17 protein-coding genes and 1 pseudogene are annotated in these 18,031 nt (G+C 72.8%); 9 read left to right on the top strand and 9 right to left on the bottom strand.

Annotated elements, in window-relative coordinates; all coding sequences use genetic code 11:
- Nucleotides 1-34: 34 nt before the first annotated feature.
- Nucleotides 35-1,684, top strand: coding sequence for a fatty acid--CoA ligase (locus ACSNN9_RS18480; RefSeq protein WP_436674612.1), 1,650 nt, complete (start codon nt 35-37; stop codon nt 1,682-1,684).
- A 228-nt stretch (nt 1,685-1,912) separates the two neighbouring features.
- On the opposite strand, the gene ACSNN9_RS18475 is transcribed toward ACSNN9_RS18480, so the two are convergent.
- The 8 genes and pseudogenes from ACSNN9_RS18475 to ACSNN9_RS18440 all read right to left on the bottom strand — a co-directional run bounded on the left by ACSNN9_RS18475 (nt 1,913) and on the right by ACSNN9_RS18440 (nt 8,228).
- The gene (locus ACSNN9_RS18475; RefSeq protein WP_436674611.1) at nt 1,913-2,929 is read right to left on the bottom strand and encodes an NADPH:quinone reductase; all 1,017 of its coding nucleotides are present in this window, start codon (nt 2,927-2,929) and stop codon (nt 1,913-1,915) included.
- Nucleotides 2,930-3,105: 176 nt separating this feature from the next.
- Nucleotides 3,106-3,759, bottom strand: coding sequence for an HAD family hydrolase (locus ACSNN9_RS18470; RefSeq protein WP_436674610.1), 654 nt, complete (start codon nt 3,757-3,759; stop codon nt 3,106-3,108).
- A gap of 48 nt (nt 3,760-3,807) precedes the next feature.
- On the bottom strand, nt 3,808-4,698 hold the full coding sequence (locus tag ACSNN9_RS18465) for an SCO6745 family protein (protein WP_436674609.1): 891 nt from the start codon (nt 4,696-4,698) through the stop codon (nt 3,808-3,810).
- Nucleotides 4,699-4,868: 170 nt separating this feature from the next.
- Nucleotides 4,869-5,556, bottom strand: a pseudogene (locus ACSNN9_RS18460) (FKBP-type peptidyl-prolyl cis-trans isomerase).
- A gap of 88 nt (nt 5,557-5,644) precedes the next feature.
- Nucleotides 5,645-6,289, bottom strand: coding sequence for a DUF4241 domain-containing protein (locus ACSNN9_RS18455; protein ID WP_436674608.1), 645 nt, complete (start codon nt 6,287-6,289; stop codon nt 5,645-5,647).
- Between the two features lie 73 nt (nt 6,290-6,362).
- A complete protein-coding gene (gene trxA, locus ACSNN9_RS18450) occupies nt 6,363-6,710 on the bottom strand; it encodes a thioredoxin (RefSeq protein ID WP_436674607.1) in 348 nt (115 codons plus the stop codon).
- A complete protein-coding gene (locus ACSNN9_RS18445) occupies nt 6,680-7,072 on the bottom strand; it encodes a MerR family transcriptional regulator (RefSeq protein WP_436674606.1) in 393 nt (130 codons plus the stop codon). Before ACSNN9_RS18445 ends, trxA begins: the two co-directional genes overlap by 31 nt.
- Nucleotides 7,073-7,214: 142 nt before the next feature.
- The gene (locus ACSNN9_RS18440) at nt 7,215-8,228 is read right to left on the bottom strand and encodes a Ku protein (RefSeq protein ID WP_436674605.1); all 1,014 of its coding nucleotides are present in this window, start codon (nt 8,226-8,228) and stop codon (nt 7,215-7,217) included.
- An 86-nt stretch (nt 8,229-8,314) separates the two neighbouring features.
- Here ACSNN9_RS18440 and ligD (ACSNN9_RS18435) point away from each other — a divergent pair, with 86 nt between their 5' ends.
- The 8 genes from ligD (ACSNN9_RS18435) (at nt 8,315) to ACSNN9_RS18400 (ending at nt 16,824) form a co-directional block, all read left to right on the top strand.
- Nucleotides 8,315-9,256: a non-homologous end-joining DNA ligase gene (ligD, locus tag ACSNN9_RS18435; protein WP_436674604.1), complete on the top strand. Its 942-nt coding sequence runs from the start codon at nt 8,315-8,317 to the stop codon at nt 9,254-9,256.
- A complete protein-coding gene (ligD, locus tag ACSNN9_RS18430; RefSeq protein ID WP_436674603.1) occupies nt 9,246-10,160 on the top strand; it encodes a non-homologous end-joining DNA ligase in 915 nt (304 codons plus the stop codon). The genes ligD (ACSNN9_RS18435) and ligD (ACSNN9_RS18430) overlap by 11 nt, the downstream gene beginning before the upstream one ends.
- 137 nt (nt 10,161-10,297) lie before the next feature.
- Nucleotides 10,298-12,280 (top strand): family 43 glycosylhydrolase, encoded by a 1,983-nt coding sequence (locus ACSNN9_RS18425; RefSeq protein WP_436674602.1) that lies wholly within the window; start codon nt 10,298-10,300, stop codon nt 12,278-12,280.
- 85 nt (nt 12,281-12,365) lie between these two features.
- Nucleotides 12,366-13,130, top strand: a complete 765-nt coding sequence (locus ACSNN9_RS18420) for a TIGR03089 family protein (RefSeq protein ID WP_436674601.1) — start codon at nt 12,366-12,368, stop codon at nt 13,128-13,130.
- Nucleotides 13,130-13,726, top strand: a complete 597-nt coding sequence (locus ACSNN9_RS18415; protein ID WP_436674600.1) for a dihydrofolate reductase family protein — start codon at nt 13,130-13,132, stop codon at nt 13,724-13,726. Before ACSNN9_RS18420 ends, ACSNN9_RS18415 begins: the two co-directional genes overlap by 1 nt.
- A gap of 251 nt (nt 13,727-13,977) precedes the next feature.
- The gene (locus ACSNN9_RS18410) at nt 13,978-14,937 is read left to right on the top strand and encodes a zinc metalloprotease (RefSeq protein ID WP_436674599.1); all 960 of its coding nucleotides are present in this window, start codon (nt 13,978-13,980) and stop codon (nt 14,935-14,937) included.
- A 360-nt stretch (nt 14,938-15,297) separates the two neighbouring features.
- A complete protein-coding gene (locus ACSNN9_RS18405; RefSeq protein ID WP_436674598.1) occupies nt 15,298-16,140 on the top strand; it encodes a formate/nitrite transporter family protein in 843 nt (280 codons plus the stop codon).
- 252 nt (nt 16,141-16,392) lie between these two features.
- Nucleotides 16,393-16,824: a hypothetical protein gene (locus ACSNN9_RS18400; protein WP_436674621.1), complete on the top strand. Its 432-nt coding sequence runs from the start codon at nt 16,393-16,395 to the stop codon at nt 16,822-16,824.
- 130 nt (nt 16,825-16,954) lie between these two features.
- Here ACSNN9_RS18400 and ACSNN9_RS18395 read toward each other — a convergent pair.
- Nucleotides 16,955-18,031 (bottom strand): DNA repair helicase XPB (locus ACSNN9_RS18395; RefSeq protein WP_436674597.1); only part of this gene is annotated, 1,077 nt, incomplete at its 5' end.

Raw genomic sequence — 18,031 nt, 5'->3', positions numbered from 1 at the left:
CCAACCTGTGACCGGCGACACTACTTTGTTACCCATGCGTAGCACGATGATGGACGCCCCGCTCCAGGTCTCCCGGATCCTCCAGCACGGCGCCACGGTGCACGGCGCGGCGGAGGTGGTCACCTGGACGGGCGGCGAGCCGCGCCGGATGTCGTACGCCGAGGTCGGGCGGACGGCGGCCCGACTGGCCCACGCGCTGCGCGACGAGTGCGGTGTCACCGGCGACGAGCGGGTCGCCACCTTCATGTGGAACAACGCCGAGCACCTGGTGGCGTACTTCGCGGTGCCCAGCATGGGCGCGGTGCTGCACACCCTCAACATCCGGCTCTTCCCGGACCAGGTCGCCTACATCGCCAACCACGCCGAGGACCGGGTGGTGCTGGTCGACTCGACGCTCATCCCGCTGCTGGCCCGGGTGATCGGCGAGATGACCACGGTGCGGCACGTGGTGGTGGTCGGCGGCGGGGACCCGGCCCCGCTCACGGCGGCGGCCGGCGACCGGATCTCCGTACACCACTGGGACGCGCTGCTGGCCGACCGTCCGGACGCCTTCGACTGGCCCGAGGTGGACGAACGCGACGCCGCCGCGCTCTGCTACACCTCGGGCACCACCGGCAACCCGAAGGGCGTGGCCTACTCGCACCGCTCGATCTACCTGCACTCCCTGCAGGTCTGCATGCCGGAGGGCTTCGGCCTCGGGCCGACCGACCGCGAGCTGGTCATCGTGCCGATGTTCCACGCGATGTCCTGGGGCCTGCCGTACGCGGCCTTCCTCTCCGGGGCGTCGCTGATCATGCCGGACCGGTTCCTCCAGGCCGCCCCGATCGCCGACATGATCGCCGCAGAGCGGCCCACCCTGGGCGGCGCGGTGCCGACCATCTGGAACGACCTGCTCGACCACCTGGACACCCACGACGTGGACAGCTCCTCGCTGCAGGAGGTGATCGTCGGCGGCTCGGCCTGCCCGCCGGCGCTGATGCACGCGTTCGCCGAGCGGCACGGGATCGACGTCGTGCACGCCTGGGGAATGACCGAGATGTCCCCGTTGGGCTCGGTGGCCCGCCCGCCGGCCGGGGCGAGCGGCGAGGAGGCCTGGCGCTACCGCTACACGCAGGGCCGGGTGCCGGCCGGGGTCGAGGCCCGCATCGTCGGCCCGCTGGGCGAGCCGCTGCCCGCCGACGGGACGTCGGTCGGCGAGCTGGAGGTCCGCGGGCCCTGGGTGACCGCCCGGTACGTCGGCGACGACGTCGGTGACGAGGAGAAGTTCCGCGACGGCTGGCTGCGCACCGGAGACGTCGGCACCCTCTCGCCGGACGGCTTCATCACGCTGACCGACCGGGCCAAGGACGTCATCAAGTCCGGCGGCGAGTGGATCTCCTCGGTCGAGCTGGAGAACGCCCTGATGGCGCACCCGGCGGTGCTGGAGGCCTGTGTGGTGGGGGTGCCCGACGACCGCTGGGGTGAGCGGCCGCTGGCCACCGTGGTGCTCCGTGAGGGGGCGGCGGCGACGGTCGAGGAGCTGCGGGAGTTCCTCGCCGGGTCGGTGGCCCGCTGGCAGTTGCCGGAGCGCTGGGCCGTCATCGACGCGGTGCCGAAGACCAGCGTGGGCAAGTTCGACAAGAAGGTGGTGCGCTCCCGCTACGCCGGGGGCGAACTGAGTGTCCGGGAGCTGACGGCCCCGTAACGTTCTCAGGCGCACCGTCGCCTGTTGGGGTAGGGACACACTCCTGAAATCCCTCCCCAGGGGCGGCCCCGGCGTTCGCACCGCGCCGGGGCCCCCCGCTCCACGCGGGTGACCCGCACCGTCATTGTTGCGAAAGTTGTTCGCCTCTGTCCCGATGACGGGCAAATTCGCCCGGCTCGGAGGGGTTTCGGCGGCCCTCGTCCCGGGCCCGCCTTCGGGTCACGGCCGTCACCCCTCCCCGCTGGTCGTGATCAGCACCTTCCCGACGACCGCGTTCTCCACCACCTGGTGCGCCGCGCCGGCCGCCGAGAGCGGGTGGTGGTGCAGCGGCAGCCCCGCCGCCTCGCCCACCCCGATCCCGCCCTGCGCCACCGCGGCGGCCACGTCCACCACCGCCTGGGCCTTGGCCGCCTTCGGCTCGGTGTAGACGAGCACGAACTGGAACCGCGCGTTCGGCGCCATCAGCGGCCGGATCGGCAGGATCACCTCGTCCCCGCCGTCGTCGGCGTAGACGCAGACCGCGCCGCCGCGCCGGAGCAACTGGACGTCGACGGCGGCGTTGCGCGCCGGGGAGACCTCGACGATCGTGTGCACCCCGTCGGGCGCGATCTTGCGGACCTCCTCGACCACGTCCTGCTCCCGGTAGTCGACCACGAAGGACGCGCCGGCCGCCGCCGCCAGCTGCGCCTTCTCCGGGCTGCTGACCGTGGCGACCACGCAGGCGTCCGCCCACCGGGCGAGCTGGATGGCCGCGTTGCCGACCGCGCCCGCCCCGCCCTGCACGAGCACCGTGTGGTCGCTGAGCGCGCCCGCGTGCAGCCTGTCCGGCGTGTACTCGCCGGCGGTCAGGCAGCGGTGCGCGGTGAGGAAGGGGATGCCCAGGCAGGCTCCCAGGTCGAAGGAGGCGTCGCCGAGGGGCACCGCCTGCCGCACCGGCACCACCGTGTACTCGGCGGCGGTGCCCCACGGCCGCTGCCACGCGGCCTCCCAGAGCCAGACCCGCTCGCCGATCAGCTCCCCGTCGACGCCCTCGCCGACCGCCTCGATCACCCCCGCGCCGTCCTGCCCGGGCGTCTGCCAGCCGTCCGGCAGCAGACCCTGTCGGCGCGCCTTCCAGTCCGTCGGGTTCACCCCCGACACGGCCACCCGCACCAGGACCTCGCCGGGACCGGGCTCCGGCACCGGCCGGTCGACCAGTTGCAGCACCGAGGCGTCGCCGGTGCGCTCGTACACGATCGCCTTCATCCCCGTCTCCTCACCCGGCGGCCCCGGCCGGGGCGCCGTCGGCTGCGGTACCCGACGGATCCCTGCTCATGCCGGCACCGACCGGGGCGCGAACCGGACAACCCGGCAGCCCGACGGAGGCCGGCGCACGGACGGGGCGGCCCACCGGAAGCCCCGCCGCGCTGGTGTCGCGCCGCCTACCCGAGCCGGTCCACGGTCTGCGGGGTCAGCTCCCCGACCGCGCCGAGCACCAGCGTCGCGAGCCGCTCGGCGTCCGGGTCCAGCGGGTACGCCCCGTGCGGCACCGCCACCACCGTCATCCGGGCGGCGGCGGCCGACCGGACGCCGTTGGACGAATCCTCCACGGCGACGCAGCGGGCCGGATCGACGCCCAGCCGCTCGGCGACCGCCAGGTAGACGTCCGGCGCCGGCTTGCCCCGCTCGGTCTCCTCCGTCGACAGCGTGGCGCCGAACGCCCCGGTCAGGTCCGTCGCGGCCAGCGCCGCCGCGATCAGCCGGGTCGGCGACGAACTGGCCAGCCCCAGCGGCCACCGCTCGGCCAGCCGGCGCACGACCTCGTCGGCCCCGTCGATCAGCGGTACGCGGGCCGCGTACCGCCGGGTCATCTCCTCGACCACCTCGGCGGCGACCTGCTCGGCGCTGCGGTCGACGCCCAGCTCCCCGCTGAGGTAGCGGGACCACTCGCCGGTGCTCATGCCCATCAGCCGGCGCTGGGTGTCTGGCTGCCAGGTCCCGCCGTGCGCCGCGACGTACGCCCGCCGGACCTCCTCCCAGACCGGCTCGGAGTCCACGATCACGCCGTCCAGGTCGAAGATCACCGCATCAGCCACGAACCCATCCTGCCCCAACGGGCGGTCGTCCGCGCCGTGGGCAGAGGGTCAGCTGCGCAGCGCGGGCAGGCCGATCGGGTTGCCCTCGGGGATGACGGTGTGGGCGGCGCGGGCGATCGGTTCGAGCAGTTCCCGCAGCCGCGCGGTGCGCTCCGGGCCCAGCGTCCGCCAGGGGCGGGCGGCGGCCGCGTCGGTGGCGTCCTCGACCGCCTGGAACCGGGCCCGGCCCTGCTCGGTCGGCTCCCCGTCCGGGGTCAGCCAGCCCCGCTCGACCAGCCGGGCGCGCGCGGCGGCCCACTGCTCCTCCGACCACCCCCGCCCGAGCAGGTTCAGCGGGGAGATGTCGACCGCGACCCGCCAGGCCAGCGTCTCCACCGGGTCGAGGTTGGCCGCGACCAGCGCCGCGATGTGCCCGTCACCGCGCTGCTCCCGCAGCGTGGTGGCGGCCTGCCAGAGCCGGGCCAGCGGGTACTCGCCGGGCGGCAGGGCGGCGTTGGCGGCGCCCAGCACCCGGCCGGCCGGCTCCACCTCGGCGGCGGCGGCCTCCAGCAGGTCGGCCGCCTCGACCAGGTGCGACTCCGGCAGCTCGTAGGTCAGCTCGGCGAGCGCCTGCACCGCGCCGGTGAGTCGCGCCCGCAGCGCCTCCTGGGGGGTGGCGAGTCGCCAGACGGCCGGCAGCGCCCGCGCCACCGTGTGCGGGGCGAAGTTGAAGAACGCCGCGACCACCGGCGCGGCCTCGGCGGGCCCGAGCGGCGCGGCCCGGCCGGCGAAGTAGCCGCGCCAGAAGCCTCGCAGCCCGACCGCCTCGAAGGCGGCCCGGGCGCGGGGGTGGAAGTAGGTGACCGCGTGGACGGGTTCGTAGTGCGTCCACATCACCCGGGCGGTCCGCCCCGCGTCGTCCAGCGCCGTCACGTGCACCTCCGCGTCCGGTCCGGTCATCACCCCGGGCGACGAGCGCCCGGGGTGACGCTGAACTTACTGCCGGTGGGTGAGGGGCCGGAAGCCCCGTGTGGGCTACTGCATCAACGGCGGGCGACATCCCGGGCGAACCGGGCCGCTATCGCGGGGCAACGGGCCGGTCACGAGGATCGACCGGGCCGCCTCGCGGGTCACTGGGCCGCGAGCACGTCCACCACGAAGCGCAGCGGGCCGGCCGGCCGGCCGCCGGCGGCGTCGTTGCCGTACGCCAGCTCGGCCGGGATGTCGAGCTGGACGCGGCTGCCGACGGTCACCCCGACGAGGCCCTGGTCCCAGCCGGGGATGACCTGGCCGACGCCGATGGCGAAGGTCGCCGGCTGGCCGCCGCTCCACGACGAGTCGAACTCCTTGCCGTCCTTGAAGAAGACGCCGACGTAGTTCGTGGTGATCGTCTGGCCCTTCTTCACCGCCGGGCCGGTGCCCTTGATCAGCGGGGTCACGGTGAGCTTCTTCAGCTCGCCCTTGCCGGCGGCGACGGTCGGCTTGCTGCCCAGGGCCGGGTCCGCCCCCTGCGGGAGCTGCGGGGCGGGGGGCGCGTCGGCGGCGGGGGCGCTGGCGGACGGGCCCGCCGACGGGGCGGTGGCCGTCTGGTCCTTGTCGCCGTCGCTGTTGCGCCCGATCGTCACGAAGACGGTGATCAGCACCGCGACGACGGCGACCCCGGCGAGCCCGCCGGCCCAGGCCTGCCGGCGGCGCTTCGCCTCGGCCGCCTTCTGCGCGGCCAACTGGGCGGCCAGCCGCCGCTCCGACTTCTGGGACCGGTTCTGCGTACGCTCGCTCACGGCGTCGACTCCCTGCTGCGAAGGTGGTGGCCGGCATCGGAGTGCCGGGGGGAAAGCCGACGCACACGGTACCCGCCCGGCCGCCCACCGCGCCGCCTCGACCGTGGCCGCTCCCGCCGCACGGGTCACGCTGGCCCCGGCACCACCATGAAGTCGGTCACGAACGAGGTGACCCGGCCGTCGACGGCCCGCCCGATCCAGGTGCCGTAGCAGCCGTCGCCCCAGCCCGACCAGACCGTCACCACGTTGGCCCCGGTCGCCTCGTCGAGCACCGCGGCGACGTGCCCCGGCACCGGCCCGCCCGCCGGCTCGTCCGCGACGAAGACGTCCGTCACCGCGTCCTCGTCCCACGTCTCCAGGGCGGCCAGCGCGGTCGGGTCGGCCAGGGTGCCGATGCCGGTGTCCACCCCGTAGCCGAACCAACCGTCGGGCTTGAGGGTCGCGACGTCCTGGTCGCCGACCAGCGCCATCTCCCAGCGGACCGCCGGCTCGTCGTGGATCACCAGTTCGAGGGCGGCCACCCGCCGGTCCGCCTCGGTGTCCTCGCCGCGTACCACCGCGACCCAGGCCCGCGCCGGGTAGCGGCCGGGGGCCACCCCGACCGTGAACGGTTCGTCCTCGGGGCAGGCCACCGGGTCGCAGCCCACCACCTGCCCCGTCGGCAGCACGACGTCGCCCACCGGGTGCACCTCCATGACGTACGTGGCGTGCTCGTCGGCGAAGCGGGCGCCGGGCGTCAGCAGCCGGTGCAGGTCGGGGGTGTACGGCATGGGGTTCCTCTCGCGGCGGGGGCCGGCGGAGCGTACCCGCGGTGGACCTCGCCGGGCGAGACCGCCCGCGGGCTCAGCCGTCGAGCTGCCGGGCCAGGGCCTGACGCAGGTGGTGCTTCGGGCGGGAGCCGACGATCGAGCCGACCACCTCACCGTGGCGGAAGACCAGGAGGGTGGGCAGGGACATCACGCCGTAGGTGCGGGTGGCCGTCGGGTTGGCGTCGGTGTCGACCGTGGCGACGACCATCCGCCCGGCGAACTCCGTGGCGAGCTCCGCGAGGCTGCGGGAGACGGCCCGGCACGGCGGGCACCAGTCCGCCCAGAAGTCGACCACCACCGGCCGGTCGGCGGCGAGCACCACGGTGGCGAAGGTGTCGTCGGTGACGATGGTCAGCGAGCCGTCCGGCGCAGTCTCGAGCATGTTTCCTCCCGGTGGGTGATGGCGTGGGCGAGTTGGTCGCGCAGTTCCCGGCGGACCGCGTGCAGCCGGTCGATGCCGGCGTCGACCTCGGCCAGCTTGCGCCGCAGCACGGCCACCGAGTCGGGGCAGACGTGACCGGAGGCGTTGCCGGCCCGCAGGCAGGCGACGAACGGGCGGATGTCGTCCAGGGCGAAGCCCACCGCCAGCAGCGCCCGGATCTCGCGTACGACGTGCAGTTCCGCCTCGTCGTAGACCCGGTACCCGTTGGCCGAGCGGGCCGCCCGGACCAGGCCGTGCGTCTCGTAGTAGCGCAGGGTCCGGGTGCTCGTGCCGGCGCGCTCCGCCAGCTCACCGATCAGCATCCGACCTCCCTCGTCCGACCCGATCGACGCTAGACCTTGTCACCGGCGTCAAGGCAACCTCGGCGCGTGGAGGGTCCGGGGGCGGACGCCGGGACGACAGGCCTCCCGACCGGCCGGACGCGCGTCGGCCGGCGGGGGAGGGTCAGGCGGTCTTGCGGGCGGCCTTCTTCGGGGCGGCCTTCTTCGCCGCCGGCTTCTTCTCGCCCTCGGCCTTCTTCGGCGCGGCCTTCTTCGCGGCGGTCTTCCTGGGCGCGGCCTTCTTCTCGGCGGCCTTCTTGGCCGGGGCCTTCGCCGCCTTCTTCTCGGCTGCCTTCTTCTGCGCCGAACGGGCGGCCGAGATCGGGGTCGGCTCCCCGCCGCCGCCGGCCGGCGCCTCGCCCCGGGCGGAGCGGGCCCGCTCGACGGACGCCTTCAGGGCCGCCATCAGGTCCACCGCCGCGGCCGGGGCCTCCTCGGCCTCCTCCGGCTGGACCACCTCGCGGCCCTCCACCTTGGCGTCGATGACCTCCTGGAGGGCGGCCCGGTAGTCGTCGGTGAAGGCGTCCGGCTCGAACTCGCCGGCCATCGAGTCGATCAGCGAGCTGGCCATGGCCAGCTCGGGCGGGCGGACCTTCAGGTCCTCGTCGAGGAAGCCGAAGTCGGGTTTCCGGATCTCGTCCGGCCAGAGCATGGTGTTGAGCAGCAGCACGCCCTCGCGGACCCGCAGCGTGGCGAGCTGCTCCCGCTGGCGCAGCGCCACCTTGACGATCGCCACCCGCTCCGAGTCGGCGAGCGCGTCGCGCAGCAGCACGTACGGCTTGGTGGCGGTGCCCTCCGGCTCCAGGAAGTACGCCTTGTTGTAGAGGATCGGGTCGACCTGCTCGGCGGGGACGAACTCCAGCACGTCGATCGCCCGCGAGCTGGTCAGGGGGAGGTCGGCGAAGTCCTCGTCGGTGAGGATCACCATCTCGCCGCCGCCGATGTCGTAGCCCTTGGCGATGTCGTCGTAGGAGACCTCCTCGCCGCAGACCTGGCAGGTGCGCTTGTAGCGGATGCGCCCGCCGTCCTCCCGGTGCACCTGGTGGAAGCGGATGTCCTTCTCCTCGGTGGCCGAGTAGAGCTTGACCCCGATGGAGACGAGCCCGAACGAGACGGCTCCCTTCCAGATGGCCCGCATCCCCGTGCTCCTCTCGCCGGTACAGCCCAGGATCGCAAATGATCGAAGGTCACGCGAGCGCTTCGGTGCGCAAGTACAGTCGGGAGGTGCCTGGCGCGCCGCTCAAGCCGATGCTCGCGATGACCGGGCAGCTCCCGGCGGGTGCCGGCTGGGCGTACGAGTTCAAGTGGGACGGCGTCCGCGCGCTGGCCGACATCTCCGGCGGCCGGCAGCACCTGTACGCCCGCAGCGGCGTGGAGATCACCGTCGCGTACCCCGAGCTGGCCACCCTGCCCGAGCAGGCGGGCGACGCCCTGCTCGACGGCGAGGTGGTGCTGCTCGGCGAGACCGGCCAGCCCTCGTTCACGGCCCTGGCGGAGCGGATGCACGTCCGCGACCGCAACAAGGCCGCCCGGCTGGCGGCGGTCGCCCCGGTGACGTACATGATCTTCGACCTGCTCCGGCTCGACGGCGAGGACCTGACCGGCTGGTCGTACGCCCGCCGGCGCGACGCCCTGGACGGCCTGGCGCTCGGCGGCGCCCGGTGGGCGGTGTCGCCGGTCTTCGGCGACGGCCCGGCCACCTACGAGGCGGCCGGCGAGCACGGCCTGGAGGGGGTGATGGCCAAGCGGGTCGACTCGGTCTACCGGCCGGGCGTGCGCTCGCCGGACTGGGTCAAGGTCAAGCTGGAGGTCACCGGCGACTTCGTGGTCGGCGGCTGGCGGCCCGGGGCGCGCAGGATCGGCGGCCTGCTGGTCGGGGTGCCGCGCCCGGACGGGCGGCTCACCTACCGGGGGCGCGTCGGCGGCGGCATCGGCGCGGCCATCGAGCGCGAGCTGCTCCGCGAGCTGGAGCCGCTGCGCAGCGGCGCGTCGCCGTTCGCCGGGGACGTGCCGCGCGAGGATGCCCGGGGCGCGATCTGGGTAACACCCCTGGTCGTGGTGGAGGTGAAGTACGGCCAGCGCACCCCGGACGGGCGGCTGCGGTTCCCCCGGGTGCTCCGGCTGCGGCCGGACAAGCCCGCGGAGGAGGTCGACGATGCCGGGTGAGCGGCTCCGGGTGGAGGTCGAGGGGCGCGCGCTGGAGCTGTCCAACCTGGACAAGGTGCTCTATCCCGACGCCGGGTTCACCAAGGGCGAGGTGATCGACTACTACACCCGCATCGCCCCGGTGCTCCTGCCGCACCTGGCCGACCGGGCGCTCACCCGGATCCGCTTCCCCAACGGGGTCACCGGGGGCTCGTTCTTCGAGAAGAACGCCCCGGCCGCCACCCCCGGCTGGGTGCGTACCGAGACGCTGCCCGCGCCCGGGTCCAGCAAGGGCCGGGAGACCATCGACTACGTGGTCGCCGACGACCTGCCCACCCTGGTATGGCTGGCCAACCTCGCCGCGCTGGAGCTGCACACGCCGCAGTGGAAGGTCGGCGGGCACCCCGACATGATGGTCGTCGACCTGGATCCCGGGCCGCCGGCGGCACTGCGCCAGTGCTGCCAGGTGGCGCTGCTGATGCGCGACCGCCTCGCCGACGACGGGATCGACAGCTATCCGAAGACGTCCGGGAAGAAGGGCATGCAGCTCTGCTGCCCGATCGCCGGCACCCAGTCCTCCGATCTCGTGTCCGACTACGCCAAGCGGATCGCGCAGGAGCTGGAGCGGGCGCACCCGAAGCTGGTCGTGTCGAAGATGGCGAAGAACCTGCGGCCGGGCAAGGTCTTCATCGACTGGAGCCAGAACAACGCCGCCAAGACGACGGTGTCGCCGTACTCGCTGCGGGCGCAGTCCGTGCCGTCCGTCTCCACCCCGCTGACCTGGGACGAGGTCGAGGCGGGCGCGGCGGGGAAGCGGCCGGCGACCAAGCCGTACACGGCGGGGGAGGTGCTCAAGCGGGTGGAGAAGCAGGGCGACCTGCTGGCCCCCCTGCTCGACGGCGGCCCCGAGCTGCCCACTGGCTGACTCCCCGGTGCCGGCGGCCCCGACGATGGGTTTACATCGACGTGCGTGATTCTGGCTGTTAGTATCCGACGACATTCGCGGTCGGCGTGAAAGAAATCTCAGTCGGTGTCGGCGCGCGTCCAGTCGGAGGATCGCCCATGAAACGGCTCATCGCCCGCCTCCTGGCCCTCGCGTGCGTACTGCCGCTGCTGGCCCTGCCGGCGCAGCCCGCCGCCGCCTCGACCCTGTTCCGGGGGCAGCTCAACGGGGGCGCCGACCCCACCATGACCTACTTCAACGGCGCGTACTTCCTGTCCACCACCCTCGGCGACCGGATCGGTATCTGGACCTCCCCGACGCTGGCGGGACTGGCCACCGCCCCCGAGCGGACGGTGTGGCGGGACCCGGACCCCAGCCGCAACAAGCAGGTCTGGGCCCCCTCGATCCACCGGTTCGTCCGGCCCGAGGGGCCACGCTGGTACATCTACTACACCGCCAGCGACGGCGTCGACGCCAACCACCGCAACTACGTCATCGAGTCCGAGGGCGACAACCCGCTGGGCCCGTACCACTTCAAGGGCCGGATCGCCGACTACGGCGAGTACGCCATCGACGGCGAGCCGGTGACGCACAACGGCAGGTCGTACTTCGCCTGGACCGGCCCCGGCCGGGGGATGGGCGGGCCGGCGCAGCTCTACCTGCGACTCATGACGTCGCCGTGGACCACCACGGGCAACCGGGTCGCGCTGCCAGCCGACGGCGGCTGCCACGAGGTACGCGAGGGGCCGACCGGCCTGCGCGGCCCGGGACGCCTCTTCCTCGTCTACTCCGCCTGCGACACGGGCAAGCCGGACTACCAGCTCTGGATGAAGTCCATCGCGGACGGCGCGGACCCGCTGGTGGTGTCGAACTGGCGTCAGCACCCCGGCCCGGTCTTCTCCCGCAACGACGCGGCGGGCGTCTTCGGCCCCGGGCACAACGGCTTCTTCCGCTCGCCGGACGGTACCCAGGACTGGATCGTCTACCACGGCAAGACCAGCTCGGCGTACACCTACGACGGCCGCACCACGCGCGCCCAACCGGTCGTCTGGAACGCCGACGGCACGCCGAACTTCGGCCGACCGGTCTCCCTGACCACGCCGCAGGTGCCGCCCTCCGGGGACCCGTGGGCCAGCCAGGAGCCGGGCGCGTCGCGCGGGTACGTCTCCGGCGAGCAGCGGCACCACTTCGAGCGGGCCCCCGACGGCACGCTCTCGCACTGGTGGCGGGAGCCGACCGACGGCTCGATCCACCGCGACACCTGGGGCGGCCCGATCGTGGGCCGGCCGACGGGCTATCCGGTCGGCGGCGAGCAGCACGTCTTCGCCCGCACCCCCGAGGGGAACCTGCGGCACTGGTGGTGGGCCCCCGGCGGCAGCGTCCGCCAGGAGGACTGGGGCGCGGGCCTGGCCGGCGACCCGACCGGCATGCTCTACCTCAACGGGCAGAAGCACGTCTTCGGCCGCGACACCGACGGCAGGCTGCACCACTGGTGGCAGGAGCTCGACGGCACGGTCCGCCGGGACGTCTGGCACGGCGGCGACGTGGTCGGCAACCCGGTCGCGTACGCGTTCCACGACGAGCAGCACGTCTTCGCGCGCGGCAGCGACAACACCCTGCGCCACTGGGTCTGGTACCCGAAGATCGCCAACAACCTGCCGAGGCTGGACGACTGGGGAGGCGTCGGCAAGGTCCACTCCGACCCCACCGGGTTCGCCTTCGGCGACCAGCAGCACGTCTTCTACCGGGCCGCCGACGGCAGCATCGAGCACCGCTTCTACTCGCACGACCTGGACCGGGTCTTCACCGACAACTGGGGCGGCAGCGTCGTCGGCACGCCCTGGGCCATCCGGCAGGGCCAGACGCAGCAGGTGTTCGCCCGCTCCGCCGACGGCACGCTGTGGCGGATGTCGTGGCGGCCGGGCGGCGCGGTGACCACCGACAGCGGCGGCACCGGCGCCACCACCGACCCCGTGGCGCTGGCCTGGCGCGACGAGACCCACGTCTACACCCGGGGCGCCGACGGGACGCTCGTCGACCGGCACTGGCAGCCAGCCGGCGGCGCGGTCGCCACGTCCTGGGGCGGCCAGGTCGCCCCCTGACCGGGACGGCCGGGCCGGCGCGTCGTTGGCCCGGCGGTCCGTCGCCCGTTCAGTAGGCTGGCCGCAGCCTGCCGAGGAGTGCGACATGAACATGACCGATGCCCTCGTTCGGGAGCCGCTGACCGGTGGCCGGGCGGCGGAGGTGGACCGGCCGCTGCTCACCTACCTGGACGACGCGACCGGTGCGCGGGTCGACCTGACCGCGACGGAGCTGGGCGGCTGGGCGGCGCGGGCCGCCGGGCTGCTGCGCGAGGGCTGCGGGCTGGGCGTCGGGGACCGGGCGGCGGTGCTGCTCCCGGCGCACTGGCAGAGCGCCGCCGTGCTGCTGGGCGCCTGGTCGGCCGGGGTGGCGGTGTCCTTCCGCCCGCGGGCGACCGCCGGCCTGCCGCCGATCGAGCCGGGCGCCGACGAGCCGTACGACGCCGTCTTCGTCAGCGCCGAGCGGCTCGACGACTGGCTGGAGGACGTGCCCGAGGCGCGGCACCGGTTCGTCCTCTCCCTCGGTGCCACCCCGCGTGCCGAGGCGCCCGAGGAATACCGGGACTGGCTGGCCGAGGTGGCCCGGCACAGCGACGCGCTGCCCGCGTCCGCCCCGCTGACCAGCGCCCACGCGGCCAGCCCCGACGGCACGAGCTACCGCGAGTGGGGCAGCGTCGCGCTGGCCGTGGCGGAGCGGCTCGACCTGCGGGCCGGCGACCGGCTGCTGGTCGACGTGGCCGAGCACGAACAGCCGGTGTACTGGCTGCTGGCGCCGCTGGCCGTCGGCGCGTCGGTGGTGCTCTGCGCCAACCTCGACCCGGCCCGGCTCGACGCCCGGATCGCCGCCGAGCAGATCACCCGGGTGCTGTGATGGCCGGGGTCTACACCGAGGCGAGCATGTCGCTGGACGGCTACATCGCCGGCCCGGGCGAGAGCGGCTTCGACCAGCTCTTCCAGTGGTACGAGAACGGCGACGTCGCCATTGGCACCGCCAAGCCGGAGATGACGTTCCGCACCTCGGCGGCGAGCGCCGGGCACCTGCGGCACAACCTGGACGACACCGGTGCCCTGGTCGTCGGCCGGCGGCTGTTCGACCTCGTCGGCGGCTGGGACGGCCGGCACCCGCTGGACAAGCCGGTCGTGGTCGTCACCCACCACGTGCCGGACGGCTGGCCCCGGCCGGGCGCGCCGTTCACCTTCGTCACCGAGGGCATCGAGGCCGCCGTCGCGCAGGCCCGCGAGCTGGCCGGTGACCGTTGGGTGGGGGTCAACGGGGGCAGCATCGCCCGCCAGTGCCTGGAGGCCGGGCTGCTCGACGAGATCCGGGTCAACCTGGTGCCGGTCCTGCTCGGCGGCGGTGTGCCGTTCTTCGACCAGGTCCGCGACGCCCCCGTCGAGCTGTCGAACCCGACGGTCGTCGAGGGCGACCGGGTGACCCACCTCTACTACCGGGTCCGCCGGCCGTAGCCGTCCGAAAGGACGAAACGAGCCTCGCCGGTACGCCCCGAGGAGGCCCGGCGCGGCCCCGCGGAACGGCCCGAGCGCCTTGGCATCAGCGCTCCCCGGCCCCCTGGCGTTACAGGGAGACCAGGCCCTCTTCGCAGGTCTGTCGCCCGCGTCATCGACGTGGTCTCATACGGGATGACGACGTCCTCGACCTGGTCGTGGCACCCCCGCGTCGTCTCCGCACCGCCTCCATCCTCCTGAAAGGTGCACCGATGCACAGGAGACCGATCTTCCGACTTGCAGTCCTCACCGCCACCGCCGCGACGTTCCTGGCGTCCGGTGGCGCCTACGGCGCGGCGTCGGCGGCGCCCGTGACCGTCTCCCCGGGCGTCGCCGAGTGCGAGCCGGACGCCCACGGGCACGGCGCGGCCCGGCTCGCCGAGGGCGCCACGGCGCAGGAGCCGGAGCTGTACTCCAAGAACGAGGCGAACGCGTACGGCGTCATCAAGGACGCCCCGCGCCTGGCCAACGGCAGCGTCACCGTGCCGACGGTCTTCCACATGATCTCCGACCACCCCCTCAGCGCGGCCGAGACGACCAGGTGGAACACCCTGATCGCCGCGCAGATGAAGGTGCTCAACGACTCGTTCGCGGGCCGTACCGCCGCGAACGCCTCCGACACGCCGTTCCGGTTCGACCTGGTCGACACGACGTGGACGGTGAACAGCGACTGGTACACGGTCGTGCCGGGCAAGAACGAGCGGGACATGAAGAAGGCGCTGTACACCGGCGACTCCCGCACCCTGAACGTGTACGCGGCCAACATCGGCGGCGGCCTGCTCGGCTGGGCGTACTTCCCGAAGGGCTACAACAACGGCCGGGACTTCATCGACGGCGTGGTGATGCTCGACGAGTCGATGCCGGGCGGCACGGCGGGCAAGTACGCCCTCGGCGACACGCTCACGCACGAGGTCGGGCACTGGCTGATGCTGGAGCACACCTTCGCGCACGGGTGCTCGGCTTCCGGCGACTTCGTCGCGGACACCCCGCGGGAGGCGACGCCGCAGTTCAACTGCCCGGTGGGCGCGGACACCTGCACCGCACCCGGGCTGGACCCGATCCACAACTTCATGGACTACACGCAGGACTCCTGCATGAACATGTTCACCGCCGGACAGGCGGACCGGATGAGCGACGCCTGGGTCGCGTTCCGGGCCGGCGGCACCGGCTGACCCTCCCGGCCTCACCGCTTCGGCGAGGCGAGTCGATCAAGAGGTTTGCGTCACCGACGAGCCTGTCGGAAGACGCAACCCTCTTGGTCATTCTCAAGGGTCGGTGGTTCAGCGGCGGAGGGCGCGGTGACCGACAGTCGACGTCAGCGGTAGCAAGGCGTGCGACGTCGACCTCACCGCGGCAACGGGTCCATGCGCGTATTGCGGACCCCGGGCCGATCGAGGATCATCCACACTCCGACCGGCGGGCGCCGACGGTACGGGCCGTCCGTTGGCTGCGAGGCCCTGGGGAGGGTCAATGCGAGTGCGTGCCTGCGCGGTGCTGAATCGACTGGCCCACATCTGACGGGAGCGACGTCCATGTCCTACGTGGCCCCAACAGAGTTCGTCGCGAAGATGATCGACGCGGGCGAGTCGAAAGTGTTCATGTCCACCCGGGACACGGTGATTCGTGCGTACATGGCCGGTGCCATCCTCGCGCTCGCTGCGGCTTTCGCGGTCAGCGTCACCGTGGAGACGGGTCAGCCCCTCGTCGGAGCCCTTCTCTTTCCCGTCGGATTCTGCTTGCTGTACCTGCTCGGGTTCGACCTTCTGACCGGTGTGTTCACCCTTGTCCCGCTCGCTCTGATCGACCGGCGACCGGGCGTCACACTGCGTTCGGTCCTGCGCAACTGGGGCCTGGTCTTCGTCGGCAACTTCGCCGGCGCGCTCACGGTCGCGTTCATGATGGCCGTGATTCTCACCTTCGCCTTCAGCGTCGACCCGAACGAGGTCGGCCAGCGGCTCGGGGTGATCGGCGAGTCGCGGACGGTCGGGTACGCCGACCATGGTGTCGCCGGAATGCTGACCCTCTTCGTCCGGGGTGTCCTGTGCAACTGGATGGTCTCCACCGGCGTCGTCGCCGCGATGCTCTCGACATCGGTGTCGGGGAAGGTGATCGGCATGTGGATGCCGATCCTGGTCTTCTTCTACATGGGCTTCGAGCACTCGGTCGTGAACATGTTCCTTTTTCCGGCCGGCCTGATGCTCGGCGGCGACTTCTCGCTCGCCGACTACCTGATGTGGAACGAGATCCCCACCGTGGTCGGCAACCTGGTCGGCGGCCTGGTCTTCGTGGGGCTCGCCCTCTATGCGACGCATGCCCGCACCGGTGCGACCCGGAGCCGCCCGCAACCCGAGAAGTCGGCATCCCGGCCACGGTGAACGCGTGCCGGGGTCCGCTCGCCGCTTCGGCACGTAGGCGGAGGTCAGCTGTTCGTCAGCGCTCCTCGGCCTCCGCCGTCGCGTACGACATGGTCCTTCCACGGCGCGTCGTGCCGCTTCAGGCCGATCAGGCTGAACACGTCACCCTCGCGTACCAGAGTCGCCGTGAGGCGAGCAGCCTGGGACCGCCCATCGTGATCTCGTGGGCACTGGACGCGATTCGCCCCCCGGTCCAGCTTGATAGCGTGCCTCGTGCGTCCCTCCCTGTTGCTGTTCGCCGGTGGCGCGCTGAGTCTTGCGCAGTCAGCGAGCGGGGCCCGCATCGTCCTGCGTGACGCGCTCGACGCGGAGGCGATGTACGGCGGCGGAATGGATGTCGTCCTGCTGCTGATGCTGGTGGTCACCTCGGTGACCGGCGCGGCCGTTCTGATCGCCGCCGGTGGGCTGTTGGTCCGTCGTCGTCTCAGGCCCGGCCGTGCCCTGCTTCATCTGTGGATCGGTCCGATCCTCGTCCGATCGGCATATGGCGGCCTTCTCGTGAGCGTCCCGAACGACGGTGGCCGGTTTCCGGCCTGGGCCGTTGTGACGGAGGCGGTGGCGGGTCTCGCTCTGGTGCTGGTGGTGATCACCGCAACGTGGTCGCTGTTCGGCTGGTCTGGGAAGTCTTCCCCTCGACTGCGGTAGGGCCAGGGCAGGGATGGGAGCTCATGGCCGCCGCTCATCGGATCATCCTGCCTGTCCGGTAGCGCCGACGGTTGAGTCGTTGACGACATCAGCTCCACAGCGAACGTAGGGCATCGGGAGCGTCCCGAGGTCAGTCGACCGTCGGCAGCTTCGGGCCGAGGACGTCGTCGGCGTCCACGATCGTGTACGCGTACCCCTGCTCGGCCAGGAAGCGCTGCCGGTGGGCGGCGTACTCGGTGTCGATCGTGTCGCGGGAGACGACGGTGTAGAAGTGCGCCTGGCGGCCGTCGGCCTTCGGCCGCAGGACCCGGCCGAGCCGCTGTGCCTCCTCCTGGCGGGAGCCGAACGTGCCGGAGACCTGGATCGCCACCGCCGCCTCGGGCAGGTCGATGGAGAAGTTGCCGACCTTCGAGATCACCAGGGTGCGCACCTCGCCGGAGCGGAACGCGTCGAAGAGCCGCTCCCGTTCCTTGTTGGTGGTGGAGCCCTGCACGATCGGCGCGTCCAGGTACTCCCCGAGCTGGTGCAACTGGTCGATGTAGCCGCCGATCACCAGCACCTGGTCGTCCGGGTGCCGGTCGACCAGCGCCTTCACCACGGGCAGCTTGGTGCGGGCGGTGGCCGCCATCCGGTAGCGCTCCTCGGCCTCCGCCGTCGCGTACGACATGCGCTCCGCGTCGGTGAGCGTCACGCGCACCTCGGTGCACTCGGCCGGCGCGATCCAGCCCTGCGACTCGATGTCCTTCCACGGTGCGTCGTACCGCTTCGGGCCGATCAGGCTGAACACGTCGCCCTCCCGGCCGTCCTCGCGGACCAGCGTCGCCGTGAGGCCCAGCCGGCGGCGGGCCTGGAGGTCCGCGGTGAACCGGAAGATCGGCGCGGGCAGCAGGTGGACCTCGTCGTAGACGACCAGGCCCCAGTCGCGGGCGCCGAACAGGTCCAGGTGGGTGAACGTGCCCTTCTTGCGCGAGGTGAGCACCTGGTACGTGGCGATGGTGACCGGGCGGATTTCCTTGCGCTCGCCCGAGTACTCGCCGATCTCCTCCTCGGTCAGCGACGTGCGGGCGATCAGCTCGCGCTTCCACTGCCGGCCCGCCACCGTGTTCGTGACCAGGATCAGGGTGGTCGCCTTCGCCTCGGCCATCGCCGCCGCCCCGACCAGCGTCTTGCCGGCGCCGCAGGGCAGCACCACGACGCCCGACCCGCC

Origin of the sequence: Micromonospora sp. URMC 107, assembly GCF_051386315.1 — a bacterium.
GTDB lineage: Bacteria > Actinomycetota > Actinomycetes > Mycobacteriales > Micromonosporaceae > Micromonospora.
Note: the sequence above shows the minus strand (reverse complement) of the source record. Positions and strands in the feature narration are given on the sequence as shown.

Coding starts and splice junctions, on each gene's coding strand:
- ACSNN9_RS18420 (WP_436674601.1), top strand. CDS start 12,366: ATGAACATGACCGATGCCCTCGTTCGGGAGCCGCTGACCGGTGGCCGG.
- ACSNN9_RS18440 (WP_436674605.1), bottom strand. CDS start 8,228: ATGCGGGCCATCTGGAAGGGAGCCGTCTCGTTCGGGCTCGTCTCCATC.
- ACSNN9_RS18410 (WP_436674599.1), top strand. CDS start 13,978: ATGCACAGGAGACCGATCTTCCGACTTGCAGTCCTCACCGCCACCGCC.
- ACSNN9_RS18455 (WP_436674608.1), bottom strand. CDS start 6,289: ATGCCGTACACCCCCGACCTGCACCGGCTGCTGACGCCCGGCGCCCGC.
- ACSNN9_RS18415 (WP_436674600.1), top strand. CDS start 13,130: ATGGCCGGGGTCTACACCGAGGCGAGCATGTCGCTGGACGGCTACATC.
- ACSNN9_RS18445 (WP_436674606.1), bottom strand. CDS start 7,072: ATGCTGATCGGTGAGCTGGCGGAGCGCGCCGGCACGAGCACCCGGACC.
- ACSNN9_RS18425 (WP_436674602.1), top strand. CDS start 10,298: ATGAAACGGCTCATCGCCCGCCTCCTGGCCCTCGCGTGCGTACTGCCG.
- ligD (WP_436674603.1), top strand. CDS start 9,246: ATGCCGGGTGAGCGGCTCCGGGTGGAGGTCGAGGGGCGCGCGCTGGAG.
- trxA (WP_436674607.1), bottom strand. CDS start 6,710: ATGCTCGAGACTGCGCCGGACGGCTCGCTGACCATCGTCACCGACGAC.
- ACSNN9_RS18475 (WP_436674611.1), bottom strand. CDS start 2,929: ATGAAGGCGATCGTGTACGAGCGCACCGGCGACGCCTCGGTGCTGCAA.
- ACSNN9_RS18480 (WP_436674612.1), top strand. CDS start 35: ATGCGTAGCACGATGATGGACGCCCCGCTCCAGGTCTCCCGGATCCTC.
- ACSNN9_RS18405 (WP_436674598.1), top strand. CDS start 15,298: ATGTCCTACGTGGCCCCAACAGAGTTCGTCGCGAAGATGATCGACGCG.
- ACSNN9_RS18465 (WP_436674609.1), bottom strand. CDS start 4,698: ATGACCGGACCGGACGCGGAGGTGCACGTGACGGCGCTGGACGACGCG.